Raw genomic sequence first — 21,431 nt, 5'->3', positions numbered from 1 at the left:
GGCTGTCGCTTGCCTGCTCGATCATCTGCTTACGGAATCTTCCGGAGTTTTGTTAGCGGCTCTTAAACGTCGTCCATGAACGCGTAACGCTCAATCACCCGCTCGTAAAACATCTCGGCGCCGTTACCGCGTCTGTTCTGTACCGCCCAAGGTGATGCCGAAGAGCGATCCTTTGCCTCGTAATGAGTATGGTGTTACTTCACCACTCCGTTTCCGTGAGGAGCACTACCCAGCAAAAATTTCAAGAGAGGCCACGTGTCGTTTCTGATGATTTTCAGCTTGCCGCTGTCGGTAAGCTCGTCTTCGTGAGCAACTCCGTTCAATTCCTTTAGATGGGTCTTGAACTTCGTTCGTGATCTTGCGCACTCTCGCCGAACTTCGACTGGGAAATACTCGTCATGTGCGCATAGCCAATCGAGCGCGTCGCTAAACGTTGGGCGGAAAGCTCTCTTTTGTGCATCAGTGAACGGCCTTCCGTCGCGCTCCTGCTTTTCAAACACCATGCCCTGCACCGCGCGGTAATTTCCGGACAGCTTAATGTGTTCGAAAAGTGCTATCTCTACGATCGCACGCAACAAGAGCGACCCCGCATAGCAGTGCTCCACAGGAAGATTTTCTGCCTCTTCGACCATCGACCTGACTTTCTTGCTCGTAAGCGCGACCTCAACGTTCGGAAGAAGAAATCTCCACAGGTCATTATGTTCGTTCTTCTTCGGCTTAATTCGAGTTGGCGGTTCGGATTGGGGGCCAACCTGCGTGCCACCAGCCCCTTCCACTTCATGCTGGATAGTTTTCTTGCGGGATTGTCTGTTCTTCGCGCGATAGGCATCGGCCAGATTCTGCAGGCTATCGACTATCTGCCGAAATACTGGCGCGCTGGGTTCGATTGATGTTTTCTTTGTATCCCACGGAAGCTTCTCAGGGTCCTCGGCGACAAACCTCACCCAACCAACAAAGCCGTTATATTCCGGGTGCCAGCTGGTCTTCCATCCGAGATGGCGATCTCGGCTTGCAACCTTGACTATCCGATCATTGCATACGAAGTACCAGCCGTATTGGTCGCTCAGGGATGCGATCTTTGATTTGACCGTTGAATAGTCCTTCTCCCCGGTCAACCGATAGTCCGCATGCATTCCTGAGTCGATAAATACGCGCACTCCGTCCTTCGCCGGAAAGTTGGTTGACTTTCTTTCTACGGGACCTTTCAGCCGGATGGCGGGACCAAAAACCGGCACAGCCTTTCCGTTAACCGTAAGCTTGAGGCCCTTGGCAACGAAAATTCCATACCGCCTGGCAAGATTCTTCCGCACAATGTCAAGCCAGTCCTCAGCGCCAATTTCGTGTCTAACGCCATCACGGAGATCCGAGATGTGCACGATCGTTCGGGTCTTTTTCTTACTGCGAAGGCGATGTCCGACTAAAGGGACGCCAGGCCTATCGAGCATGTCGCTGGCGTTGAATTCAATCTTTGAAGATGTGCTTCCGTCATCCGTATGGAGAAGGTACGTCTTACCCAAGCGGATTAGCGAACGTTTCAAACCTATACCAAACCAGCCAAGACCAAATCGATGATGTGTTGCAGCACCGATAACGAATGTGCGATTTGTGAGGTCTTGTTCAGTAATGCCTGAGCCGTTATCCCTGAAAGTGATACTGGTCTTCGCAAATCGCAGCGAAACCTCCAGTCCTTCATAACTGGCTGGCAGCCCATACTCATCCGATGCCACAGCGGCATCCAGCAGGCGATCTCGAGCGGCATCGATGGAGTTATCGATAAGGTCGAATATGCCTTCGAGTACCGTGACATCTTTCGTCAAGATGCTCTGTAGGTAACGAGGATCGATCCCCTGATTGACCGCAAACGTGCTTGTCTTCGCCATTGTTAACGCCATCCATGAAGCTGAGCTTGTTGTCTAGACTATCGCCTCTTTATCGGCAACCACTGGCCCAGGCTTTAGGGCTGCGGCCTGTCGCCAACTGTGCATATCATTGCTCCAGCCCTTATGCAACTGAGGAAACGCCGGAGATATCCCCATGGCTGATCGCCTGACGCCTGCGCAGCGCAGTAGCCTTATGGCCCGCATCCGAAGTAAGGACACGGGAATAGAGCTCGTGTTGCGGTCGGGACTTCACCGTCGCGGCTACAGATTTAGGAAGCATGTGCGCACGTTGGCGGGATGCCCCGATATTGTTTTCTCAAAGGAGCGGGTCGCCATTTTTGTGGATGGCGATTTCTGGCATGGGTATCGATTTGCCAGTTGGCAACACACGTTACCGCCTTTCTGGCAGCAGAAGATTGAAAACAACCGAAAGCGCGACCGAAGGAATTTCGCCAAACTTCGTAGAGCCGGCTGGAAGGTAGTTCGGGTCTGGGGACACGAACTGAAACAATCACCGTCCGCATGCGTCGACCGGATTGCTGAGATCCTTATAGCGAGGCGGGGCTCCGCAATATAGCCTTGCAGAAATCGTCAGAACCGACTTTCCGCATGAGCGGACTGACGCTTATTTCCTATCTGAAGAAAGCGCGCCGAGCCCCGAGGCGTTCCACCCCCTCCCGCTACCTTTGACGCCGCTAATGCGGGGCGCCAGGCTAGATGCGAATGGTCGCGGCAGCTGGACAAGGCCCTAGTGCACGCGCAGGGAGAGCGCTATACCGCGATCAGTGGCAAAATGACTTCTAAGGCCCTGCGCCTGGGCCTAGGACGGACTGGCGATCACGCGGGAATAAGGAGCACATAGTGACAATGGCACGGGCTTTTCCGGCGAAAAGATTCTTCGTCGAAATGTTAGTCAGGGACATTGAGCTTAAGGACGCATTGCTCGACCTCCTAGACAATTGCGTTGATGGAGCAATGCGAATGACGCAACCTGCTGCAGACGCGGTTAACCCCTACGAAAATTATCGCGCTGACATCCGCTTTGACGAAAACTCGTTCACGATTACCGACAACTGCGGTGGAATTCCCTTCGATGTTGCCGAGCGAAGCGCCTTCCGACTTGGCCGTAAAGAGAAAGACCTGGATGAGGATCTTCCAACTGTAGGGTTGTACGGGATCGGCATGAAGCGCGCAATCTTCAAAATGGGCACTTCTGCGAAGGTTACGAGTCTGAGGGGGGACAGGTCTTTCTCAGTAGAGATCACTCCCGAATGGATGGGGAACGACGATTTGTGGGAACTGGAGATGGTCGACATCACCAATCGCCCCGATCAAGTCCATGGAACGACCATTCATGTCGAACAACTGCGACCCGGCATCTCCCGCAGCTTCTCGCAGGAAGAATTCCTAAATGAGTTCCTGGACGATGTAAGGGCGTACTACAGCTACATTATTGAGAAGGGGTTCACGGTCACCGTAAACGGCAAGGAGGCCGGCGCGAAGAAAATAGGCTTCCTGATGGAGGAGAAAAGGGATCACGCTGGCCAAGGGATCGCCCCTTATGTATATCGTCGCCAAGGACAGCCAGATGGTGTGGACGTTTATCTTTCCGTGGGCTTGTACAGAACATCACCCACTGAGGAGGAGGAGGAACAAGAGCTCGAAGGCCGTGCTTCGACAGAGAACGCCGGGTGGACGATCATCTGCAATGATCGCGTTGTGCTCTACGCCGACAAGACAAGGCTAACAGGGTGGGGCGAAGCGACGGTACCGGCGTATCACACTCAGTTCGTAGCGATCGCGGGTGTCGTAATTTTTAGATCGAACGACCCTTCCAAGCTGCCGCTTACAACAACGAAACGCGGCGTAGACGCGAACAGCGAGCTTTATTTGCAGGTCAAAGATTTTATGCGGGATGGCCTGAAACTATTTACTAACTATACGAACCGCTGGAAAAAACGCCCTACTGAGCGCAAGGAGCGGGAGGCGCAAAGCCCAGCCCTTACGACTGTTCTTCCGGAAGAGGTTGCAAAGCGCAGTGATCTGAAGTTCACGGCGATACGAAAGACCATTGGCGGCGAACAGTCACGTCCTGATCTTCCGGCTCCGCAAACGTTCACGGATCGATGGGTGAGATTTTCGAAACCAGAGTCAGAGATCAAGCTACTTTCCCAGGAATTCTTCGGGACGCCTGATGCCAAGCCCTCCGAGGTCGGTGAAGAGTGCTTTGCACGCGCACTCAGGGAGCTTGAAGTATGAGTGGCGGTAACATTGCATATCACCTGCGCCCGAATAAAGCAGTTGAGCGCTCTCTGTTTCTAGACGTTCTCAATCGAATCGGACGTACCTCGTTCAACATTTCGGACTACCAATACATCGGCTTTGGTGGTCCATTTATGGAGGATTTTAAGGCAATTCATTCCGCGACGCGCATCTCCAATATGGTGTGCATCGAGCGCGACCCAGTCGTTCAGGCACGGCAGAAATTTAATTGTCCATTGAGTTGCGTGAAGTTTGTTTTGCAGGACTCGTCCACCTATATCGACGAGTTCAACTCCGAGTTTCCCACAGTTGTCTGGCTGGACTTCACCTCACCAGGCGAGCTTAAACAACAGCTTGATGACACGGCGAAGCTCGTCAACAAACTGGCTCACGGGGATATTTTCAAGGTCACGCTTAACGCGTCGGTAGCTGCACTTAGGGAAGGTACCGCAGGCCTTTCTCCGAAGGAGCTAGTTACTCTAAGACGCCAAGAGTTCGAGGCCAGGGTAGGTGCTGACAAACCACTCACGATTACCGACGCGGACTTTAGGCCCGATAAATTTCCGACGTTGCTCCTTCACGCCGTGCATTTGGCAGCAAAGCGAGGGGTGAATGCATCGAACCTAGTTGTCCAACCCCTTACGGCGTTCGTTTACTCTGATGGCACGATGATGCTTACGGCAACTGGAATCGTCTTGGATCCAGCCAAGACTAACGTGCCGACTTTTCCGCAGGACAGCAGGTTGTGCCACTGGCCGTTTGCTCGCATGGACTGGCAGTACCCGCTTGAGATCGACCTGCCCGTTTTATCAGCGCGGGAACGTTTGGCGCTCGAATCCCTTCAGCCAAATGGAACCGTTGCGCAAGCCAAAAATCTCCTTGGCGAGTTGATTGCTCCCGAGGGTATCCCTGCGAAATCCGTGAATTCGTTCGGCACTTACTATCGAATCTATCCGGAGTTCGTCAGGGTCAGCTTGTAAGAGCTGCGCTAATTTTTGCCAGTAAGTGTTCCGCCACGATAGGGCTTACGCTGTTTCCGATCTGGCGGAACGCGTGCCACTTTGTTGGATGAAACACGAACCAGTCGGGGAAGCCTTGAAGCCTCGCGGCTTCTCTCGGCGATATAACGCGTGGTTTCTTTGGATGGATCGGCCGCACAGCTTGGTAGCTGCCCTTTTCTCTCGTTGTGCCCGCGCGGAGCGTCGGACAAAAGCCGTTTGGATCGAGCCGAGGGGAGCGATATACGGAATCGATCTCTCCGGCGCCAAGAGCGTCGAAGCGAGCAACGGTAGAGTCGGAGTGTTTCGTTCCCAAAAAACCGGAGACTTTCCTGGCAGCTACGCGTTCCAGCGCGCTCGGATTGCCAACACCTTCGGGGATGAACCCATTTAGGCGCTCTCCAAAACTTCCACCAGCATAGGGTTTGACCGTCCGCCAGCTCTGCGCCTCCGCCTGCCAGTCAGCGTCTACATCCGGCAGTCCTCGCAATGCGTGCTTTACGTAAACCGGCTCTATACCTGGGTCAGGAGCAAAGTTTGATGCCGTGAGTAGATTGATGCGCGACGGGTCGAATCCAATAAAGAAAACACGCGTCCGGATTGTGGGAGCACCATAGTCACTCGCCCGAACCTTGAGAGGGGTGAGGACCTGATACTGTGCAGGTAACCGGGCAAAGGCTTGTTGAATGATCTTTGCGTTTTCTTCGCGAAGGATACCAGGCACGTTTTCAGCGACGAAAAAGGCAGGACGCGTTTCGGCAACCAATCTGAAGAATTCGCCGAAGAGCTGGTTGCGCGGATCATTGCTATCGCGCCTACCGATTGCGCTGAATCCTTGGCATGGCGGCCCGCCGATAAGACCGGCCAACGCCGCTGACCGGACGCCGCATTCCCTCAGTAGGCCGCGGCCGGTCAGCATCGAGACATCCTCTGTCAAATGCTTTGTGCTTGGAAAATTGAAGGCGTGAGACGCCGATGCGATCTGGTCGAGCTCAACGCTTCCAGCGATTCTAAAGCCGGCGCGAGCTGCACCAAGGCTTAGGCCGCCGACGCCTGAGAAGAGGTCGATTACGGTAGGTTGATTCATTCGGCTAATACTATCTGCGTAGCCCTTTCCTGTCGATCGCTGGCCTCGACATCTGGCAGTTCGGGGCTCCTCCCGTCTAGGCACGGCAGGCGCCAAATCGGACAAGGTGACCCCCTATCCCGGCCTTCGTGCAAGATGCCATATATGCCCGTCACGCAGCCGGCTACCGCCGCAGCCAATAATGGCGTGACAGAGATCAGTGCCTCGACTGGAGAAGATGCGGCGGCAAAAGGCCATCCTTAGCCTAGAGGGATGACTTTTGACCTGGGCCGCACTTCCCTGACAGGCGGCTTGTCGGCGAGCCCGTCTTGGCCGGAGACCTGAGGCAGGTCAATCCAACCGAGTAGGGCGTTCTCCCTGGCCCCGCGCCAAAAAACGCCCCCGACAGACGGGGCGTTTAATTATCAACGAGTTAGAAAGGGATTCGCCAAACCATGGCCGCCCCCAAAATTTGGCTGGCCGATCTTGGGGCATTTGCTACCAATTAGCGTGGAGCGACGACAGGCGATCAGTAGCGCAGCAGCGCCGACGCCCAGGTGAAGCCACCGCCGAACGCCTCCAGCAGCAGGTTCTGGCCGCGCTGCACCTTGCCCGAGCGTACCGCGTAGTCCAGCGCCAGCGGCACCGAGCCGGAGGAGGTGTTGGCGTGCTCGTGCACGGTCACGATCACCTGCTCCATCGGCATCTCCAGGCGCTTGGCCGTGGCCTCGATGATGCGCAGGTTGGCCTGGTGCGGGATCAGCCAGTCGATCTGCGAGGCTTCCATGCCGGCGGCCTGCAGGGTTTCGTCGACCAGCGAGTCGAGCGTCTTCACCGCGACCTTGAACACTTCGCGGCCGGACATGTTGATGCGCACGCCATGGTTGGGCTCGTCGGTGAAACCGGCCGAGACGCCCACGGGGTTGTACAGGAGGTGCTTGAAGCCGCCGTCGGCGTGCAGCAGCGTGGCGTAGATGCCGGGCTCGCCGGAAGCTTCCAGCACCACCGCGCCAGCGCCGTCGCCGAACAGCACGCAAGTCTCGCGCTCGCTCCAGTCGACCATCCGGGTCAGCGTTTCCGCGCCGATCACCAGCACCTTCCTGGACTGGCCGCTACGGATGAACTTGTCGGCGATGCCCAGCGCGTAGACGAAGCCCGAACAGGCGGCGTTGACGTCGAAGGCGGCGCAGCCGTTGGCGCCCAGGCGGTGCTGCACCAGGCAGGCGGTGGAGGGAAAGATGATGTCGGGAGTGGTGGTGCCCAGCACGATCAGGTCGAGCTCGGAGGCCTTGACGCCGGCCGCCTCGAGGGCACGCTGCGCGGCCTCGGTGGCCAGGTCGCCGGTGGTCTGGCCTTCCGCGGCGATGTGGCGGCGCTGGATGCCGGTGCGGGTGCGGATCCATTCGTCGCTGGTCTCGACGATCTTCTCGAGATCGGCGTTGGTCACCACGCGCTCGGGCAGCGCGCTGCCGGTGCCGGTGATGCGGGCGTAAATCTGGGCCATTAACTTTCCATGCGGCGGATTGGGACGGGCGGGCGACGCAGGATCGCTGCGGCCGGCCTCCAAACCGCCAACGTTACGTGGGCAATCGCACAAACGCAAAGCGGCGCGAAATCGCGCCGCCATGCGTCACCGTCTCCCTTGCGGGAACGATCAATCCTCTTCGACCACCGAGGTATTGGTGTCGATGACCTTCTTGCCGCGGTAGTAGCCATCCTTGGTGACGTGGTGACGCAGATGCACCTCGCCACTGGTCGGATCGGTGGCCAGCTGCACGGTCTTGAGCGCATCGTGCGAACGACGCATGCCGCGGGTGGACGGGGTCTTGCGGCTCTTGGCAACGGCCATGGCGAATCTCCAGCTAAATCAACGTTTCTTGAGTTCGCGCAAAATCGCGAACGGGTTATCGGAACGCCCTTCGCCCGGGGTTTCCCCAGGCTCGGGACCTACTACTTCTTCCGGCAGCTTGCTGTCCGGGTTGACCGGCACCAGCGGCAGCGCCAACAACAATTCGTCCTCGATCACGTCCGCCAGGTTCAGCTTGCCGTCCTCGGCCACGAGCAACGGCTCGACCGCCGGCGGCAACGCCGATTCCTCCCGCTCGGTGCGGATCAGCCCCAGCCGGCTGTCCACCGTCACCGGCAGCACGAAAGGCTCCAGGGTACGTTGGCAGGTCAGCGTGAGCGGGGCCTGGACGCGAACGTCGAGGTACGCCGTACCCAGGTCGTCGCGGCCGAAATCCAGCTCGTATCGCACTGTCCCTTCGGTGCCGGCGAGCGTCTCCCCCAACCGCGCGAGGGCGGCCACGGGCAAGTCGCCCTGGAACGAACGCCGCGCCGAGACCATGCGCCAAGCGTCCACGGACTCTGGCAGTGTCACGGACATAGACGCGAAATCATAGGATTACGGCATCTTGAAGTCAACGACCCGGTCACGGGCCGCCAGCTTGACCGGACCATTTTGCCTGAATGTCCCCGGTACGGCAGACTGCGGCCACTCATTGACCAACGAGCCGGCCGTTTTTCGTGAACTCCTACCTGATGCTCGGCCTGGCGGCCCTGATCGTGCTGGGTGCGATATTGGCCGCCATGGCCTTGGCCTACCGGCGCCGCGTCGACCGCCGCACGGGCAGCCTGCACCAGTTGCTGGAGCTGGCCGACCGGCTGGAGGGCGACCTCAAGAGCTGCCGGGCGGGCCTGCAGCAGGCCCATGCGGTGATGTCGCTCAACCCCGATCTGCCGGCCCATGGCGAGCAGGAGGCGCGCCATGCGATCGACGCCGGCCTGCGCTCGCTGCTGCAGCAACGCATCTGGATCCGCGACCAGGCGCCCCGCGCCAGCCAGCAGCAACTGGACCAGGCCGTGCATGCCATGAACGACACGCGCGACCGCCTGCGCCCCCTGCTGGCCGCCCTGGACCGGGCGCAGCACGACCTGGACAGCGCCATGCGCGAACACCTGCGCCGGGAGCACGACGCATGAGCACGCCCACCCTGGTGCTCGGTTCCACCTCGCGCTACCGGGCTGAACTGCTGCGGCGCCTGTGGCCGGATTTCGAGCAGCGCGCCCCCGGCACCGACGAAAGCCCCCTCCCCGGCGAAACACCGCGCGAACGCGCGCTGCGCCTGGCCGTGGCCAAGGCCCGGGCAGTGGCGGCGGAACTGGAGGACGCCTTGGTCATCGGTTCCGACCAGGTCGCCGAACTGGAAGGCCTGGTGCTGGACAAGCCTGGCACGGCGGAGCGGGCGCGGGCCCAGCTCGCCGCGTGCTCCGGCCGCGAGGTGCATTTCCATACCGCGCTATGCGTGCACGACACCCGCAGCGGCGAGGACCTGGCCCATGTCGATCACACCCGGGTGTATTTCCGCGACCTCGATGACGGCGAGATCGCCCGCTACGTCGAGCGGGAACGGCCGCTCGACTGCGCCGGCAGCTTCAAGTGCGAAGGGCTGGGCATCAGCCTGTTCGAGCGCATCGATAACCAGGATCCCAGCGCCCTGGTCGGCCTGCCCCTGATCGCCCTGGCCCGGCTGCTGCGCGAGGCCGGCCTGCGTTTGCCTTAGAGCCTGTTCAAAATCTTGGTGGGCCCTCCTACCCCCTCCCTGTACGCAGCCTGGTAGGAGCGCACCCTGGTGCGCGACGCCTTTCGCCTCATGGCTCGTCGTCCCGGCGCACCCCGCAAAAGAAGGGGGGCAAGGGCCAGGATGACGAACGATGCGGACCGAGGCAAAAGGAGGTCGCGCACTGGGTGCGCTCCTACAGAGGGGACCGATCAGCGTCAGCGGGGAGGGGCCGAGCTGGAACTTCGAACAGTCTCTTGGAAGCGGATTCAGCCGCCGCCATCGGCGACGCGCGCCTGCTGCCATACTGGGCACGCATCGTCGGCGGCGGCAACCACCGGCAAGGCATGCGGCACCGTTCCCTCATAGAACGCCATGCGTCGGCGGCCGCCGTAGAGATCCAGCCGCCGCAGCGCCTGCGGCTGCCCGATGCGGCCGCACAGCGTGCGCAGCCACCCCTGCCGCTCATGGACCAGCAACGCCTTCTCGTCAACCGCCAGCAGCATGGGCTCGCCGCCATGCGCACGTCGCAGCGCGGTCTCGTCGAGTCCCCATATCGCCAGTTGGGGCGCCCGGCCATGCTTGGTGTTGAGCGGGCTGTCCAGCACATAGACCGGCGTGGCGCCATCCAGTTGGAAATCGAGCTCGGCCGCCAGCATGAAGTTGTCGGCCACCAGCACGCCAGGATGCCCGGCCCCCAGCTCCCGGGCCGCCTCACCGGCTTCGCGCCAGCCCACGAAGCGCGCGGGAAAGGCCTTCGCCCCGGCCAGCACCCGTGCCCCGCCCTCGTGCGCGGCCAACCCCAGGTACAGCAGCCCGCCGAGCTGGCCGAGCATCGCCAGCGCGAACGCGGCCGCCAGCCACGGCCTGGGCCATACCAGGCGCTCGCGCAGCAGCACCGGCAGCACCGCCAGCAGCGGCAGGTAGCCCGGCAGCGGCCAGTGCGCGCGGAAACGCAGGTCGTCGGCAAACAGGCCCAGCACGAAGTACGGCACGATGAAACTCGCCGATACCACGCCGATCACATCCCAAGGCGCGCCGTCGCTGCGGCGGCGCCAGCTGCGCCAGGCCGCCCACAGCAGCAGCAGGTAGAACAGCGGCGTGCAGGCCACCGCCTGCTCCAGCGGCTGCACCAGAGCATCGGCATGAAACCGCCAGGGATTGCGTTCGGCCACCTGGAAGGCCACGCCCGCGCCATGCTGCTGCCAGTTGGACACCAGCAGCGGCAGCAGCCCCAGCGCCGCCAGCGCCAGCGCCAGCCAGAAGCCGCCACGGCGCCACTGCGCCCTCCCGCGCGGCGTGAGCAGGCACAGCAGCAGCCCCGCCAGCATGGGCATGGCCGCGCGGTAGTGGGTGAGCCAGCACACGCCCAGCGCCAGGCCCAGCGAGCACCAGTCGCGCAGGCGGTCCCCGCGCATCGCCTGCAGCAGCGCCAGCAAGGCGCCCATGATCGCCACCGTGAGCGGCACATCCGGCAAGGCCATCACGCCCAGCGTGCCAGCCAGCGGCAGGGCCAGGCACAGCAGGCCGGCCTGCCAGCCCGCGCGTGCATCGAACGCCTCCCGCGCGAACGCCACCACCAGCCACGGCAAGGCGCTGCCGATCAGCAGGAAGGGCCAGCGTATACCCAGCAATCCATGCCCCGCCACGCTTTCGCCGAGCCGGATCAGCCACGCCGTCAACGGCGGCAGGTCGCTATAGCCCCAGGCCAGGTGACGGCTCTCCTGCCAGTAGAACGCCTCGTCGCCGAACGGCGACAGGCTCGCCGCCAGCATCAGCTTGGCCAGCAGCAGGACGGCGAAAGCCGTGACGAAGGTAGCTCGCCAGCGCGCAAGGCCGGCGGCTACACTGCGGTCGTCACGCATGAGCTTCGCCCCGCACCGCCCTTCCCCGTTGCCAGAATCCCATGTCAGCCATCACTCCCCTGCACGATGAAACGCTGCGCGCGCGCCTGGACGCCGCCATGGCCCAGGTCAATCGCGTGCTGTTGGGCAAGCCACGGCAGGTCAAGCTCGCCTTTGCCTGCCTGCTGGCCGGCGGCCACCTGCTGCTGGAGGACGTGCCCGGCGTGGGCAAGACCACGCTGGCGCACGCACTGGCCGCCAGCTTCGCGCTGGAGTTCCAGCGCGTGCAGTTCACCAGCGACCTGCTGCCCTCGGACATTATCGGGGTCAGCGTATACGAGCGCGAGACGGGCCAGTTCCGTTTCCATCCCGGCCCGATCTTCACCGGCCTGCTGCTGGCCGACGAGATCAACCGTGCCACGCCCAAGACGCAGAGCGCCCTGCTGGAAGCGATGGCCGAGGGCCAGGTGACGGTGGACGGGCAGACCCATTTGCTGCCGCAGCCGTTCTTCGTGGTGGCCACGCAGAATCCGCTCGACCTGGCCGGCACCTTCCCGCTGCCCGACTCGCAGTTGGACCGCTTCATGCTGCGCGTCTCGCTCGACTATCCCGACGCCGCCGCCGAGCGCGCCCTGCTCACCGGCAGCGATCGCCGCGACCTGCTGGCCACGCTCTCGCCCCAGCTCGACGCCGCCGGCCTGGCCGAACTGTCGCAACAGGTCCAAACCATCACCGCCAGCGGCGCCCTGCTCGATTACCTGCAGGCCCTGCTCACCGCCAGCCGCCGCCATGCCGACGTGCGCGTGGGCCTGTCCCCGCGTGCCGGCCTGGCCCTGCTGCGCGCCGCGCGCGCCTGGGCCTACCTGAGCGGGCGCCAGCACGTGCTGCCGGAAGACCTGCAGGCGCTGTTCGTACCGCTCGCCGCGCACCGCCTGGTCACCACGCGCGGCGCCAGCGGGGACAGCCTCGCGCGCAGCCTGCTCAACGACGTCGCGGTGGATTGATGCGGGCGACGCTGCGTCGCTGGCAGGAGTGGGCCGAGCGGCGCCTGCCCGCGTTGACCCGCCACAAGCGGCCCGAGCATCTCCCGATCCTGCTGCATCGACGGCGCATCTACATCGTGCCCACAGGCTTCGGCATGGCGTTCGCCGTGCTGCTGCTGGTGATGCTGGTGGGCTCGCTCAACTATGCCAACAACGCCGCCCTGCTGCTGACCTGCATGCTGGGCGCGGCCAGTTGCGCCAGCATGCTGGTGGCCTTCCGCAGCCTCAACGGCCTGCGCCTGACCGGCGTGCGGCAAGGCCGAGCCATGGCCGGCGAGCCGCTGGCGATCCAACTGGTGTTCGCCGGCGGCGACCACGACCATCGATCGGTGCATGCCGACATGGACGGCCAGGCCGAGGCGTTCGCGGTGGCGGCCCACGGCGAAACGCTGGTTCCCCTGAACCTCGCCACCGTCCAGCGCGGCTGGCAGCCGCTGCCGCGCCTCAAGCTATGGAGCCACTGGCCACTGGGCCTGTTCCACGCCTGGAGCTGGATCCATCCCGACCAGGCCGTGCTGGTCTGGCCCCGGCCGGAAACCGGCGGGCCGCCGCCGTCGCCGCATGGCGAGGCGCAGCAGCAGCCTCGCCTGCACCAGGGCGAGGACATCGTCGCGCTGCGTGACTACCGCGTGGGCGATCCGCAGCGCCATGTGGCCTGGAAGCACAGCGCCCGGCATCACAGCCTGCTGGTGAAGGATTTCGAGCAGCCCGAGGCGCAGGAGGAGTGGCACCTGGACTGGCGCCAGCTGCCGCAGCTATCCAACGAGGCGCGCATCGCGCGGCTGGCACGCTGGCTCGGCGAGGCCGAAGCCGTGGGACGCCCCACCAGCTTGTGGCTGCCCGGCGAGGAGATCGGCCTGGGCCACGGCCGCAGCCATTACACGCATTGCATGAACGCGCTGGCGAGCCTGCCGTGATGCGCTTGCACCTGTTCCGTCGCAAGCCGGTACCGCCCATCGGTACGCGTCCGTTCGACCTGCTGTGCCTGACCACGGCCGTGGTGCTGGGCGTGCACGCGCCGCACCTGCCGGTGTGGCTGACGGCGGCCCTGGCCGCCACGCTGGCGGCGCGCTGGTGGCAGCGGCGGCGGCGCGGCGGCATCGCGCCCGCCTACCTCAAGCTGCCGCTGGTAGCGCTGCTGGCGGCAGCGGTGGTGTTCCACTACGGCACGCTGTTCGGCCGCGAGCCTGGCGGCGCGCTCGCCGTGGGCCTGCTGGTGCTCAAGCTGCTGGAAACGGAAGCGCCGCGCGATGCCCGCGTCGGCGCCGCCTTCGCCTGCTTCGCGCTGATGACGGCCCTGCTGTTCGACCAGGGCCTGGTGTCCACCCTGCTGGTCGCGCTCGGCCTGCTGCCGGCGCTCGCCACCCTGCGCGCACTGGAACCGGCGCGGCCGGCCACCACGCTGCCGCGGGAGCTGCTGCCCGCGCTGAAGCTGCTGGGCGCATCCCTGCCACTGGCCCTGCTGGCCTTCGTGTTCGTGCCGCGGCTCAGCTCGCCGCTATGGGGCGCACCCAATGCGGCCGCATCGCGCACCGGCCTCAGCCCGGACATGTCGCCGGGCGACATGACGGATCTGCTCACCGACGACCGGCCGGCCATGCGGGTCGGCTTCGACGAGGCGCCGCCACCCGCCGCGCAGCGCTATTTCCGCGCTTATGTCATGTGGCATTACGACGGCCGGCGCTGGAGCCACGTCGATACCGGCGAAGCGCCCTCCACCGTCCAGTACGGCGCCACCCTCCGCTACACGGTGAGCCTGGAAGCCAACGGCCAGCGCGCATTGCCGGCGCTCGATATGCCCATCGAGGCGCCCGACCGCTCGCGCCTCGAACCGGACGGCGAGCTGCGGGCGGCCACGCCGGTCAACGACACCATGGTCTATACCCTGCACTCGGCCACCGGCTATCGCCTGCAAGCGCAGCTCGGCGAGCGCGAACGCCAGCGCGGCCTGCAGTTGCCGTCGGGCTTCAATCCCCGCGCGCACGCGCTGGCCGAAAGCTGGCGCACGCGGTACGGCGCCAACGACGAGGCCATCGTGCAGGCCGCCCTGCGCCTGTTCCACGATGGCGGCTTCAGCTACACGCTGGCTCCCGCGCCGCTCGGCCGCGACGCGGTCGACGATTTTCTGTTCGCCACCCATGAAGGCTTCTGCGAGCACTACGCCTCCGCCTTCACCGTGCTCATGCGCGCCGCCGGCATACCCGCGCGCGTGGTGACCGGCTACCAGGGCGGCTATTGGAACAGCCTGGGCAACTACCTGCTGGTGCGGCAATCGGATGCGCATGCCTGGAGCGAGGTATGGATGCCCGGGCGTGGCTGGCAGCGCGTCGATCCCACTGCCGCAGTGCGGCCGGAACGGGTCAGCCAAGGCGCCGCGGCGGCCGCCGCGACGGCCAGCGACTGGTCGCCCAACCAATGGTGGCTGGGCCTGCGCAACCGCTGGGACATCGTCAACCGCTGGTGGAACCAAGGCGTTATCGGCTTCGACACGCTACGGCAGCATGGATTGCTGACGCCGTTCGGCATGCGCGACGCCAACGCGGGCATGTTGGGTCTGGTGCTCGCCGTCGGCGGTTCGCTGATGGCCATGCTGGGTCTGCTGTGGGCGGTATGGACGCGTCCCACCGGCGATCCGGCACGCGAAGCGTTGCGTCTGTTGGAACGACGGCTGGCCGCGGCGGGCGTGGCCCGTCGCCACAGCGAGGGACCGCAGCACTACTTCAGCCGCGCGGCGCGGGCCTTCCCCAGCCAGCGCGCGGAGCTGGAGCGCCTGATGAGGACATACCTGGCATTGCGCTATGCGTACGACGAACCGCCGGCTGGACTGCTGAAGAACTTTCGACAGGCCGTGCGGGACTTTCGACCGCGTCGCGTGGTCAAATGATATTGAACCGTGGATGCACTGCATCCACTACACGATGGAGAAAGCGTCATGTCCATGTACAAGCCGTTGATTCTCGCGACCGCCGTTGCCACGCTGGCCGCCTGCGCAACGGTACCGCAGCCGCTGCAAGGCACGTTCACCGACATCACCTCGGTAGCCGCCCAGCAAGGCGGCGGCGGTGCCGTGCAGGTACGCTGGGGTGGCCAGATCATCAAGACCGAGCCGGGCCCGCAGGAGACCTGCTTCTACGTGCTGCAGCGGCCGCTCGACGACGAGGCGCGCCCGAAGGCACCCAGCAGCAACAGCGAGACCCAGGGCCGCTTCGTGGCCTGTCGCGCCGGCTTCTATGATCCCGAGGTGTTCACGCGCGGCCGCGACATCACCGTCACCGGCGTGCTGCAGGGCACCAAGCCGGAGAAGATCGGCGAGTACACCTACGCCTACCCGCGCGTGGAAGCCAGCGTGGTCTACCTGTGGCCCAAGCGCGTGGTCAATCCGTACCCGCCGGGCTGGTACGACCCGTACTGGGGCCCGTACTGGGGGCCCTACTGGGGACCGTGGGGTTGGGGTGGCGGCTACTGGGGCGGTTATTACCCGACGCGCGTGATCGTGGCGCCGCGTCCGGTGCCGCCGCCGCATCGCTGATGCCGATGGCCGCATGAAAAAACGCCGGCTCCGCGCCGGCGTTTTTTTCGGACGGGCCGTCAGCCCGGAGGCCAATGCATGCGGCGACCGCCCAGCAGGTGCACATGCAGGTGGAACACGGTCTGCCCGCCATGCTCGTTGCAATTGATCACGGTGCGGTAGCCCGGCCCGGCCAGTCCTTCGCGGCGCGCGTAGGCGGCGGCGGCCAGCAACAGCTTGCCCAGCAGTTCGGCATCCTCGGCGCCGGCCTCGTCCAGCGTGGCGAGGGGCTTCTTCGGCACGAACAGCACATGCACCGGCGCCTGCGGATTGAGGTCGCGGAAGGCCAGCACGTCCTCGTCCTCGTAGACGATGTCGGCGGGGATTTCGCGGCGAATGATCTTGCCGAAGATGGTATCGCCCATGGCTAAGCTCCTTCTTTGTTCAGACGCAGCAGCATACCGTGCGCCGCCGGCGACGCGCAGCGCGAGATATTCCTCGCTGCCGGGATCTCCAGGGCGAGGCGTAATGTGTCGCTCATGGATTCATTCCAGCGCCTGGCGGCTGCCGAAGGCATGCGCCAACGTGCCGCGATCGACGAATTCCAGCTCGCCGCCCAGCGGCACGCCATGGGCCAGGCGGGTGGGCCTGACGTTGGCGGCGCGCGCCAGCTGGGCGAGATAGTGCGCGGTCGCCTCGCCTTCCACGGTGGGATTGGTGGCGATGATCATTTCCTCGATCTCGCCCTCCATCAGGCGCTCGGCCAGCCGGTCCAGGCCCAGCTCCTGCGGGCCCAGCCCGTCCAGCGGCGACAGCCGGCCCAGCAGCACGAAGTATTGCCCGCGATAGCCGGTGGCCTGCTCGATCGCGGCCAGCTCGGTGGGCGACTCCACCACGCACAGCACCTGCTTGTCGCGGCTGCTGCTGGCGCACAGCGGACACACCGGCGTCTCGCTGAAATTGCGGCAGCGCGAGCAGTTGCCGATCTGCCGCATGGCCAGGTCGAGCGCCTGCGCCAGCCGCAGTCCCCGCGCGCGATCGCGCTCGAGCAGATGGAAGGCCATCCGCTGCGCGCTCTTGCCGCCCACGCCGGGCAGGCAGCGGAGGGCTTCGATGAGGTCGGTGAGGAGTTTGCTCATGAATCGACGATTCGCTGTAGGGGCGCACCCTGTGCGCGACCGGGCGCCACGACGCTACCGCTTCGCAGGAAGGTCGCGCACAGGGTGCGCTCCTACAAAGGCGAAAGCCTCAAAACGGCATCTTGAACCCAGGCGGCAGGTTCAACCCCGCGGTGACGCCGCCCAGCCTGCTCTTGCTGACCTCGGCCACCTTGTTCACCGCGTCGTTGACCGCGGCGGCCACCAGGTCCTCGGCCATCTCCGGATCGTCGGCGAACAGCTTGCGGTCGATCTGCACGCGGCGCACTTCGTGGGCGCCGGTCATCTGCACGGTGACCAGGCCGGCGCCGGCGCTGCCGGTGACTTCCAGCTTGGCGATCTCTTCCTGCGCACGCTTCATGTCTTCCTGCATGCGCTGGGCCTGCTGCATCAGCTGGCCGATCTGTCCTCTCATGGCACTACTCCACTATCTCTGGTCAGTTCTCGTAGGGCTTGATCGACTGGGGCACCACGCGCGCGCCGAACTCGCGCTTGAGCGATTGCACCAGCGGATCGTCTTCGATGGCCTGCTCGGCGGCGGCCTGCGCGGCCTCGCGGGCGTTGGCGGCGCGCGCCGCCGGGGTTTCGGCGGCAGCGCCGTGTTCCTCGACAAAACGCAGACGCACGCGCTCGCCCATGGCCTGGCCGATGCGCTCTTCCATCTGGCTCACCATCGGCTCCACCGCCAGGTGCATGTGCGCCGGCTGCAGGGCCAGGAGCAAGGTGTGGCCGTCGCGGCCGCGCAGCGCCGCGTTCTGCGCCAGTTGGCCCAGCGGACCGCGCAGGTTGGCCTGCTCGATCAGGCTGTCCCAATGCGGCAGGCCGCGCGCATCGACGGCCACCGGCGCGCGTGGCGTGGGCGAGGCCGGTGCAGGCGCCGCTGGCGCGGGCACCGGGGTGGCCGCGGCACGCGGCGCCGGCGGCTCGGCCACGCTGGCCATGTGCATGCGCTCGTTCGCTGCCGGCGTCGTTCTCGGCGGCGGCGCCGAAGGCCGCGCGGCGGGCGGCGCGGCGCGCTCGACCGGCGCACCGCCCCCCTCGCCTGGACGGAACGCCAGCATGCGCAGCATGGCCATCTCGAAGCCGGTGCGCGCATCCGGCGCCAGCGACAGGTCGCGGCGGCCGGTGGTGGCGATCTGGTAGTAGAGTTGCACGTCCTCGGGCGCCAGTTGCTGGGCCAGCGCGACGAGGGCGTCGTCGTCGCCGCCGCCCTCGTCGGGACGGTAGCCGGGCACCAGTTGGACCAATTGGATGCGGTGCAGCACGCTGGCCAGGTCATCCAGCACGCCGCCGAAGTCCGGCGAGAACGAGGCGATGCGCGCGCACTCGGCCAGCAACGCCTCGCCGTTGCCCCCGGCCAGCGCCTGAAGCAGGCCCAGCACCTGGCCTCGCGCCACGCTGCCGAGCATGGCGCGCACGTCGTCCACGCGCAACGTACCGCCGCCATAGGCGATGGCCTGGTCCAGCAGCGACAGGCCATCGCGCAGCGAACCGTCGGCGCCGCGCGCCAGTTCGGCAATGGCGGCATCCTCGTAGGGAATGTTCTCGGCGGCGAGGATATGGCGCATCTGCCCCGAGATCTGCTCGGGCAGTAGCCGCTTGAGGTTGAATTTCAGGCAGCGCGACAGCACGGTCACCGGCAGCTTCTGCGGGTCGGTGGTGGCGAGCAGGAACTTCACGTGCGGCGGCGGTTCCTCCAGCGTCTTCAGCAAGGCGTTGAAGGCCGGCTTGGAAAGCATGTGCACCTCGTCCACCAGGTACACCTTGAAGCGGCCGCGGGCGGGCGCGTACTGCGCGTTCTCGATCACCTCGCGCACGTCGTCCACGCCGGTGTTGCTGGCCGCGTCGATCTCCAGCAGGTCCACGAAGCGGCCGGCATCGACGGCGGTGCAGACCGCGCACTCGCCGCAGGGATCGGCCGACTCGCCGCGCTCGCAGTTCAATGATTTGGCGAAGATGCGCGCGATGGTGGTCTTGCCCACGCCGCGCGTGCCGGTGAACAGGTAGGCGTGGTGCATGCGCCCGGTGTCGAGCGCGTTGGTGAGCGCGCGCACGACGTGCTCCTGCCCGACCAGTTCGGCGAACTTGCGGGGGCGCCACTTGCGTGCGAGTACCTGATAGGACATGCGTAGCCTGATCTTGGGGCGAGGACCGATTGTGCCAAGTCGGTGCCGGCAAGTCAGTAACGGCTGCCGCAAGGCTCGCAGGGAGGCCGTAAAGGCGGCGGCCCTGCCAGCCACACCCCGGCACCCGAATCATTCGCTACCGTTGCTCCCTTCCGGGCCTGGCGGGGTTTACGAACTATCGTCGCGGGGGGACCGACAGGGCCACCATAGACTTCGACGGAGGCGTTGGCCTGTCGTCTCGATTTTCCGCGCCGGCGATCAAGCCGTCGCGTTGTTCAAACTGGCGGAGAGGGCGGGATTCGAACCCGCGATACGGGGATAAGCCGTATACACACTTTCCAGGCGTGCTCCTTCAACCACTCGGACACCTCTCCGCACGCAAAACCCTTTGCTGCCTTGCCGGATGAACCTGCCCGGCAAAGAAGCGGAAGGATAGCGGCACGGGGCCAGCCGCACAAGATAGCGCAAGGGCCTGGCGTTCCCTAGCCCGCGCCGGGGCCGGGAGGCAACGGCGCCGGCAAGGCGATGCGTTCGCCGGAACGGGCGATGGCGTAGCCCCTGGCGGCCAGCACGGCCCCATCGGCCTTGCTGCCGTAGTGGTATAGGCACAACCGCTGGCGCAGGGCCGGCGGGTATTCCCGCTCGATGTCGTCGATGCCGGTATGCGAGGGGTTGCCGACCAGGCCGCAGTCGTGGGCGATCCGTTCCGTGCCGCCCGCCACGCGCGCCAGCACCTCGGGGATCGGCCGGGTGTCGCCGGTGTAGGCGAAGCTGCCCGCCAGCGCCACGCCGTAGGACGTGCCGGCCATGTGGTGCCGCGTGCCGAACACGTCGAACCAATGGCCGTCCAGCCAGAACCCTCGCGTGCACGGCACCAGCCGGAACGCCTCCCAGAAATTCGCGCCCCCCTCGGCCAGCACGTTCGGGTAGTCGGCCACCCGTGCCTGCAGCCAGCCCATCAGGCCCGCATGGATGAACACGCGCGTGCGGCCGCGCCACTGCTCGTCGAACCACAGGCGGAAGAACAGGCGCTCCATGCCACCCACGTGGTCCATGTGCGTATGCGTGATGTACAACGCACGCGGCGGTTCGCCATAGGCGGCCTGGTAGCGGTCCAGCGTATCCGGGCCGCAATCGATCAGCAGCACCGGCGCGCCATCGCGTTCCAGCACCGCCGCCGAGGAACCCAGTTCGACGGCATGCGCTGCGCCGACGCCAAGGAAGTGCAGAGTCCAGTTCATGCGTGCAGGGTACGCTCGTAGCGTTCGAGCAGGGGCTGCCACAGCTGCGCCTCGAACACCGCCTCGCCCTGGGCGGCAGCGCCCAGTTTCAACAGCGAGCGACGCAGGCGCCGCAGGTTCGACCGCCGCCAGCCATCGGCCGGCGCGCGCCGGCGGCCGCGGTCGAAGTCGATCAGGTAGAGCTGTTCCGGCGTCACCAGCACATTGTGCGCGTTGAGGTCGGCGTGCCAGATGCCAGCGCGATGGAAGCGGGCCACCAGCATGCCGACCCGGCCGGCCAGTTCGCCATCCAGCCGCCCATACCCAAGGCACTCGGCCAGCGTCCACGCGCCAGGGATGCGCCGAGTGATGAGATCGGCCGTATAGAACAGGCCATGCCGGCGATAGCGGCAGGCCACGGCGACGGGACCCGGCAGGCCCAGCGCGGCGACCGCGACGAGCAGGCGGAACTCGGCGAAGCAGCGCGTGCGATCGGCGCCGGTCCACAGGTAGCGGTCGCCCATCAGGCGCGCCACCATGCCGCCACGCCGGTAATGGCGCAGCACGCATTCGCCCGCCGGCGTGTCGATGACGGCGACGCCGCCGCGGCCGCCGCCTTGCTGGCGCAACGCATCCCTCGCGCGCCACACTGCCGGATCGAACCAATCGTCCCCGACTTGTGACGACACCGCGGCGTCGCACAGAATCGCACCGGCGGCACCCTCGCGGATTCGTTCCTGCATCGCCATGCCTCGTGCTTCAGCCCC

Annotated in this window: 21 protein-coding genes, 1 tRNA gene and 1 other RNA gene; 9 read left to right on the top strand and 14 right to left on the bottom strand. The window is 64.8% G+C overall.

Annotated features, from left to right (window positions below; genetic code table 11):
• Positions 1-194: 194 nt before the first annotated feature.
• Positions 195-1,880 (bottom strand): ATP-binding protein, encoded by a 1,686-nt coding sequence (locus MJ605_RS05310; RefSeq protein ID WP_243039986.1) that lies wholly within the window; start codon positions 1,878-1,880, stop codon positions 195-197.
• Positions 1,881-2,034: 154 nt separating this feature from the next.
• On the opposite strand from MJ605_RS05310, the gene MJ605_RS05305 reads away from it, so the two are divergent.
• The 3 genes from MJ605_RS05305 to MJ605_RS05295 all read left to right on the top strand — a co-directional run bounded on the left by MJ605_RS05305 (position 2,035) and on the right by MJ605_RS05295 (position 5,122).
• Entirely contained in the window at positions 2,035-2,457 is a 423-nt protein-coding gene (locus tag MJ605_RS05305) for a very short patch repair endonuclease (protein ID WP_279237372.1), read from the top strand.
• A gap of 290 nt (positions 2,458-2,747) precedes the next feature.
• Positions 2,748-4,139, top strand: coding sequence for an ATP-binding protein (locus MJ605_RS05300; protein WP_345779515.1), 1,392 nt, complete (start codon positions 2,748-2,750; stop codon positions 4,137-4,139).
• Positions 4,136-5,122, top strand: coding sequence for an O-methyltransferase (locus MJ605_RS05295; RefSeq protein ID WP_243039984.1), 987 nt, complete (start codon positions 4,136-4,138; stop codon positions 5,120-5,122). Before MJ605_RS05300 ends, MJ605_RS05295 begins: the two co-directional genes overlap by 4 nt.
• On the opposite strand, the gene MJ605_RS05290 is transcribed toward MJ605_RS05295, so the two are convergent.
• The 4 genes from MJ605_RS05290 to MJ605_RS05275 form a co-directional block, all read right to left on the bottom strand.
• Positions 5,112-6,227 carry a DNA cytosine methyltransferase gene (locus tag MJ605_RS05290; protein ID WP_243039983.1) on the bottom strand — a complete coding sequence of 372 codons (1,116 nt, stop codon included), beginning with the start codon at positions 6,225-6,227 and terminating at the stop codon, positions 5,112-5,114. The two genes, MJ605_RS05295 and MJ605_RS05290, sit on opposite strands and share 11 nt — an antisense overlap.
• 508 nt (positions 6,228-6,735) lie before the next feature.
• Positions 6,736-7,710, bottom strand: coding sequence for a beta-ketoacyl-ACP synthase III (locus MJ605_RS05285; protein ID WP_243039982.1), 975 nt, complete (start codon positions 7,708-7,710; stop codon positions 6,736-6,738).
• Positions 7,711-7,860: 150 nt separating this feature from the next.
• The gene (rpmF, locus tag MJ605_RS05280) at positions 7,861-8,055 is read right to left on the bottom strand and encodes a 50S ribosomal protein L32 (RefSeq protein ID WP_019466219.1); all 195 of its coding nucleotides are present in this window, start codon (positions 8,053-8,055) and stop codon (positions 7,861-7,863) included.
• Positions 8,056-8,073: 18 nt separating this feature from the next.
• Positions 8,074-8,553, bottom strand: coding sequence for a YceD family protein (locus MJ605_RS05275; protein WP_425600982.1), 480 nt, complete (start codon positions 8,551-8,553; stop codon positions 8,074-8,076).
• Positions 8,554-8,732: 179 nt separating this feature from the next.
• On the opposite strand from MJ605_RS05275, the gene MJ605_RS05270 reads away from it, so the two are divergent.
• Both MJ605_RS05270 and MJ605_RS05265 read left to right on the top strand, forming a co-directional pair.
• The gene (locus tag MJ605_RS05270) at positions 8,733-9,188 is read left to right on the top strand and encodes a hypothetical protein (protein WP_243039980.1); all 456 of its coding nucleotides are present in this window, start codon (positions 8,733-8,735) and stop codon (positions 9,186-9,188) included.
• On the top strand, positions 9,185-9,769 hold the full coding sequence (locus tag MJ605_RS05265; protein ID WP_243039979.1) for a Maf family protein: 585 nt from the start codon (positions 9,185-9,187) through the stop codon (positions 9,767-9,769). Before MJ605_RS05270 ends, MJ605_RS05265 begins: the two co-directional genes overlap by 4 nt.
• Positions 9,770-10,035: 266 nt before the next feature.
• On the opposite strand, the gene MJ605_RS05260 is transcribed toward MJ605_RS05265, so the two are convergent.
• Positions 10,036-11,631 (bottom strand): ArnT family glycosyltransferase, encoded by a 1,596-nt coding sequence (locus MJ605_RS05260; RefSeq protein ID WP_243039978.1) that lies wholly within the window; start codon positions 11,629-11,631, stop codon positions 10,036-10,038.
• 41 nt (positions 11,632-11,672) lie between these two features.
• Between MJ605_RS05260 and MJ605_RS05255 the strand changes: the two genes are divergently transcribed.
• The 4 genes from MJ605_RS05255 to MJ605_RS05240 are packed head-to-tail and all read left to right on the top strand — an operon-like array spanning position 11,673 to position 16,182.
• Positions 11,673-12,614, top strand: a complete 942-nt coding sequence (locus tag MJ605_RS05255) for an AAA family ATPase (RefSeq protein WP_243039977.1) — start codon at positions 11,673-11,675, stop codon at positions 12,612-12,614.
• Positions 12,614-13,570 (top strand): DUF58 domain-containing protein, encoded by a 957-nt coding sequence (locus MJ605_RS05250; RefSeq protein ID WP_243039976.1) that lies wholly within the window; start codon positions 12,614-12,616, stop codon positions 13,568-13,570. Before MJ605_RS05255 ends, MJ605_RS05250 begins: the two co-directional genes overlap by 1 nt.
• The gene (locus MJ605_RS05245) at positions 13,570-15,537 is read left to right on the top strand and encodes a transglutaminase TgpA family protein (RefSeq protein ID WP_243040031.1); all 1,968 of its coding nucleotides are present in this window, start codon (positions 13,570-13,572) and stop codon (positions 15,535-15,537) included. The genes MJ605_RS05250 and MJ605_RS05245 overlap by 1 nt, the downstream gene beginning before the upstream one ends.
• 48 nt (positions 15,538-15,585) lie before the next feature.
• A complete protein-coding gene (locus MJ605_RS05240; protein ID WP_243039975.1) occupies positions 15,586-16,182 on the top strand; it encodes a Slp family lipoprotein in 597 nt (198 codons plus the stop codon).
• Positions 16,183-16,241: 59 nt separating this feature from the next.
• On the opposite strand, the gene MJ605_RS05235 is transcribed toward MJ605_RS05240, so the two are convergent.
• The 8 genes from MJ605_RS05235 to MJ605_RS05200 all read right to left on the bottom strand — a co-directional run bounded on the left by MJ605_RS05235 (position 16,242) and on the right by MJ605_RS05200 (position 21,413).
• On the bottom strand, positions 16,242-16,586 hold the full coding sequence (locus MJ605_RS05235) for a histidine triad nucleotide-binding protein (protein ID WP_243039974.1): 345 nt from the start codon (positions 16,584-16,586) through the stop codon (positions 16,242-16,244).
• A 120-nt stretch (positions 16,587-16,706) separates the two neighbouring features.
• Positions 16,707-17,300 (bottom strand): recombination mediator RecR, encoded by a 594-nt coding sequence (recR, locus tag MJ605_RS05230; RefSeq protein WP_243039973.1) that lies wholly within the window; start codon positions 17,298-17,300, stop codon positions 16,707-16,709.
• A 109-nt stretch (positions 17,301-17,409) separates the two neighbouring features.
• Positions 17,410-17,733, bottom strand: a complete 324-nt coding sequence (locus tag MJ605_RS05225; RefSeq protein WP_243039972.1) for a YbaB/EbfC family nucleoid-associated protein — start codon at positions 17,731-17,733, stop codon at positions 17,410-17,412.
• 22 nt (positions 17,734-17,755) lie between these two features.
• Complete coding sequence (dnaX, locus tag MJ605_RS05220; protein WP_243039971.1) at positions 17,756-19,444, bottom strand: DNA polymerase III subunit gamma/tau; 1,689 nt, start codon at positions 19,442-19,444, stop codon at positions 17,756-17,758.
• Positions 19,445-19,545: 101 nt separating this feature from the next.
• Positions 19,546-19,642, bottom strand: an RNA gene (gene ffs / locus MJ605_RS05215) — signal recognition particle sRNA small type.
• An 83-nt stretch (positions 19,643-19,725) separates the two neighbouring features.
• Positions 19,726-19,818: transfer RNA gene (locus tag MJ605_RS05210), tRNA-Ser, on the bottom strand.
• Positions 19,819-19,926: 108 nt separating this feature from the next.
• A complete protein-coding gene (locus MJ605_RS05205) occupies positions 19,927-20,685 on the bottom strand; it encodes an MBL fold metallo-hydrolase (protein ID WP_243039970.1) in 759 nt (252 codons plus the stop codon).
• Positions 20,682-21,413: a 3-deoxy-D-manno-octulosonic acid kinase gene (locus tag MJ605_RS05200; RefSeq protein WP_243039969.1), complete on the bottom strand. Its 732-nt coding sequence runs from the start codon at positions 21,411-21,413 to the stop codon at positions 20,682-20,684. The genes MJ605_RS05205 and MJ605_RS05200 overlap by 4 nt, the downstream gene beginning before the upstream one ends.
• Between the last annotated feature and the right edge of the window lie 18 nt (positions 21,414-21,431).

Source organism: Dyella sedimenti (genome assembly GCF_022760995.1).
In the GTDB taxonomy this organism is placed as follows: Bacteria; Pseudomonadota; Gammaproteobacteria; order Xanthomonadales; family Rhodanobacteraceae; genus Dyella; species Dyella sedimenti.
The sequence above is the reverse complement of the archived record's forward strand: the minus strand, read 5'-3'. Positions and strand labels throughout refer to the sequence as shown.

Coding starts and splice junctions, on each gene's coding strand:
- MJ605_RS05310 (WP_243039986.1), bottom strand. CDS start 1,880: ATGGCGAAGACAAGCACGTTTGCGGTCAATCAGGGGATCGATCCTCGT.
- MJ605_RS05305 (WP_279237372.1), top strand. CDS start 2,035: ATGGCTGATCGCCTGACGCCTGCGCAGCGCAGTAGCCTTATGGCCCGC.
- MJ605_RS05300 (WP_345779515.1), top strand. CDS start 2,748: ATGGCACGGGCTTTTCCGGCGAAAAGATTCTTCGTCGAAATGTTAGTC.
- MJ605_RS05295 (WP_243039984.1), top strand. CDS start 4,136: ATGAGTGGCGGTAACATTGCATATCACCTGCGCCCGAATAAAGCAGTT.
- MJ605_RS05290 (WP_243039983.1), bottom strand. CDS start 6,227: ATGAATCAACCTACCGTAATCGACCTCTTCTCAGGCGTCGGCGGCCTA.
- MJ605_RS05285 (WP_243039982.1), bottom strand. CDS start 7,710: ATGGCCCAGATTTACGCCCGCATCACCGGCACCGGCAGCGCGCTGCCC.
- rpmF (WP_019466219.1), bottom strand. CDS start 8,055: ATGGCCGTTGCCAAGAGCCGCAAGACCCCGTCCACCCGCGGCATGCGT.
- MJ605_RS05275 (WP_425600982.1), bottom strand. CDS start 8,553: ATGGTCTCGGCGCGGCGTTCGTTCCAGGGCGACTTGCCCGTGGCCGCC.
- MJ605_RS05265 (WP_243039979.1), top strand. CDS start 9,185: ATGAGCACGCCCACCCTGGTGCTCGGTTCCACCTCGCGCTACCGGGCT.
- MJ605_RS05260 (WP_243039978.1), bottom strand. CDS start 11,631: ATGCGTGACGACCGCAGTGTAGCCGCCGGCCTTGCGCGCTGGCGAGCT.
- MJ605_RS05255 (WP_243039977.1), top strand. CDS start 11,673: ATGTCAGCCATCACTCCCCTGCACGATGAAACGCTGCGCGCGCGCCTG.
- MJ605_RS05250 (WP_243039976.1), top strand. CDS start 12,614: ATGCGGGCGACGCTGCGTCGCTGGCAGGAGTGGGCCGAGCGGCGCCTG.
- MJ605_RS05245 (WP_243040031.1), top strand. CDS start 13,570: ATGCGCTTGCACCTGTTCCGTCGCAAGCCGGTACCGCCCATCGGTACG.
- MJ605_RS05240 (WP_243039975.1), top strand. CDS start 15,586: ATGTCCATGTACAAGCCGTTGATTCTCGCGACCGCCGTTGCCACGCTG.
- MJ605_RS05235 (WP_243039974.1), bottom strand. CDS start 16,586: ATGGGCGATACCATCTTCGGCAAGATCATTCGCCGCGAAATCCCCGCC.
- recR (WP_243039973.1), bottom strand. CDS start 17,300: ATGAGCAAACTCCTCACCGACCTCATCGAAGCCCTCCGCTGCCTGCCC.
- MJ605_RS05225 (WP_243039972.1), bottom strand. CDS start 17,733: ATGAGAGGACAGATCGGCCAGCTGATGCAGCAGGCCCAGCGCATGCAG.
- dnaX (WP_243039971.1), bottom strand. CDS start 19,444: ATGTCCTATCAGGTACTCGCACGCAAGTGGCGCCCCCGCAAGTTCGCC.
- MJ605_RS05205 (WP_243039970.1), bottom strand. CDS start 20,685: ATGAACTGGACTCTGCACTTCCTTGGCGTCGGCGCAGCGCATGCCGTC.
- MJ605_RS05200 (WP_243039969.1), bottom strand. CDS start 21,413: ATGGCGATGCAGGAACGAATCCGCGAGGGTGCCGCCGGTGCGATTCTG.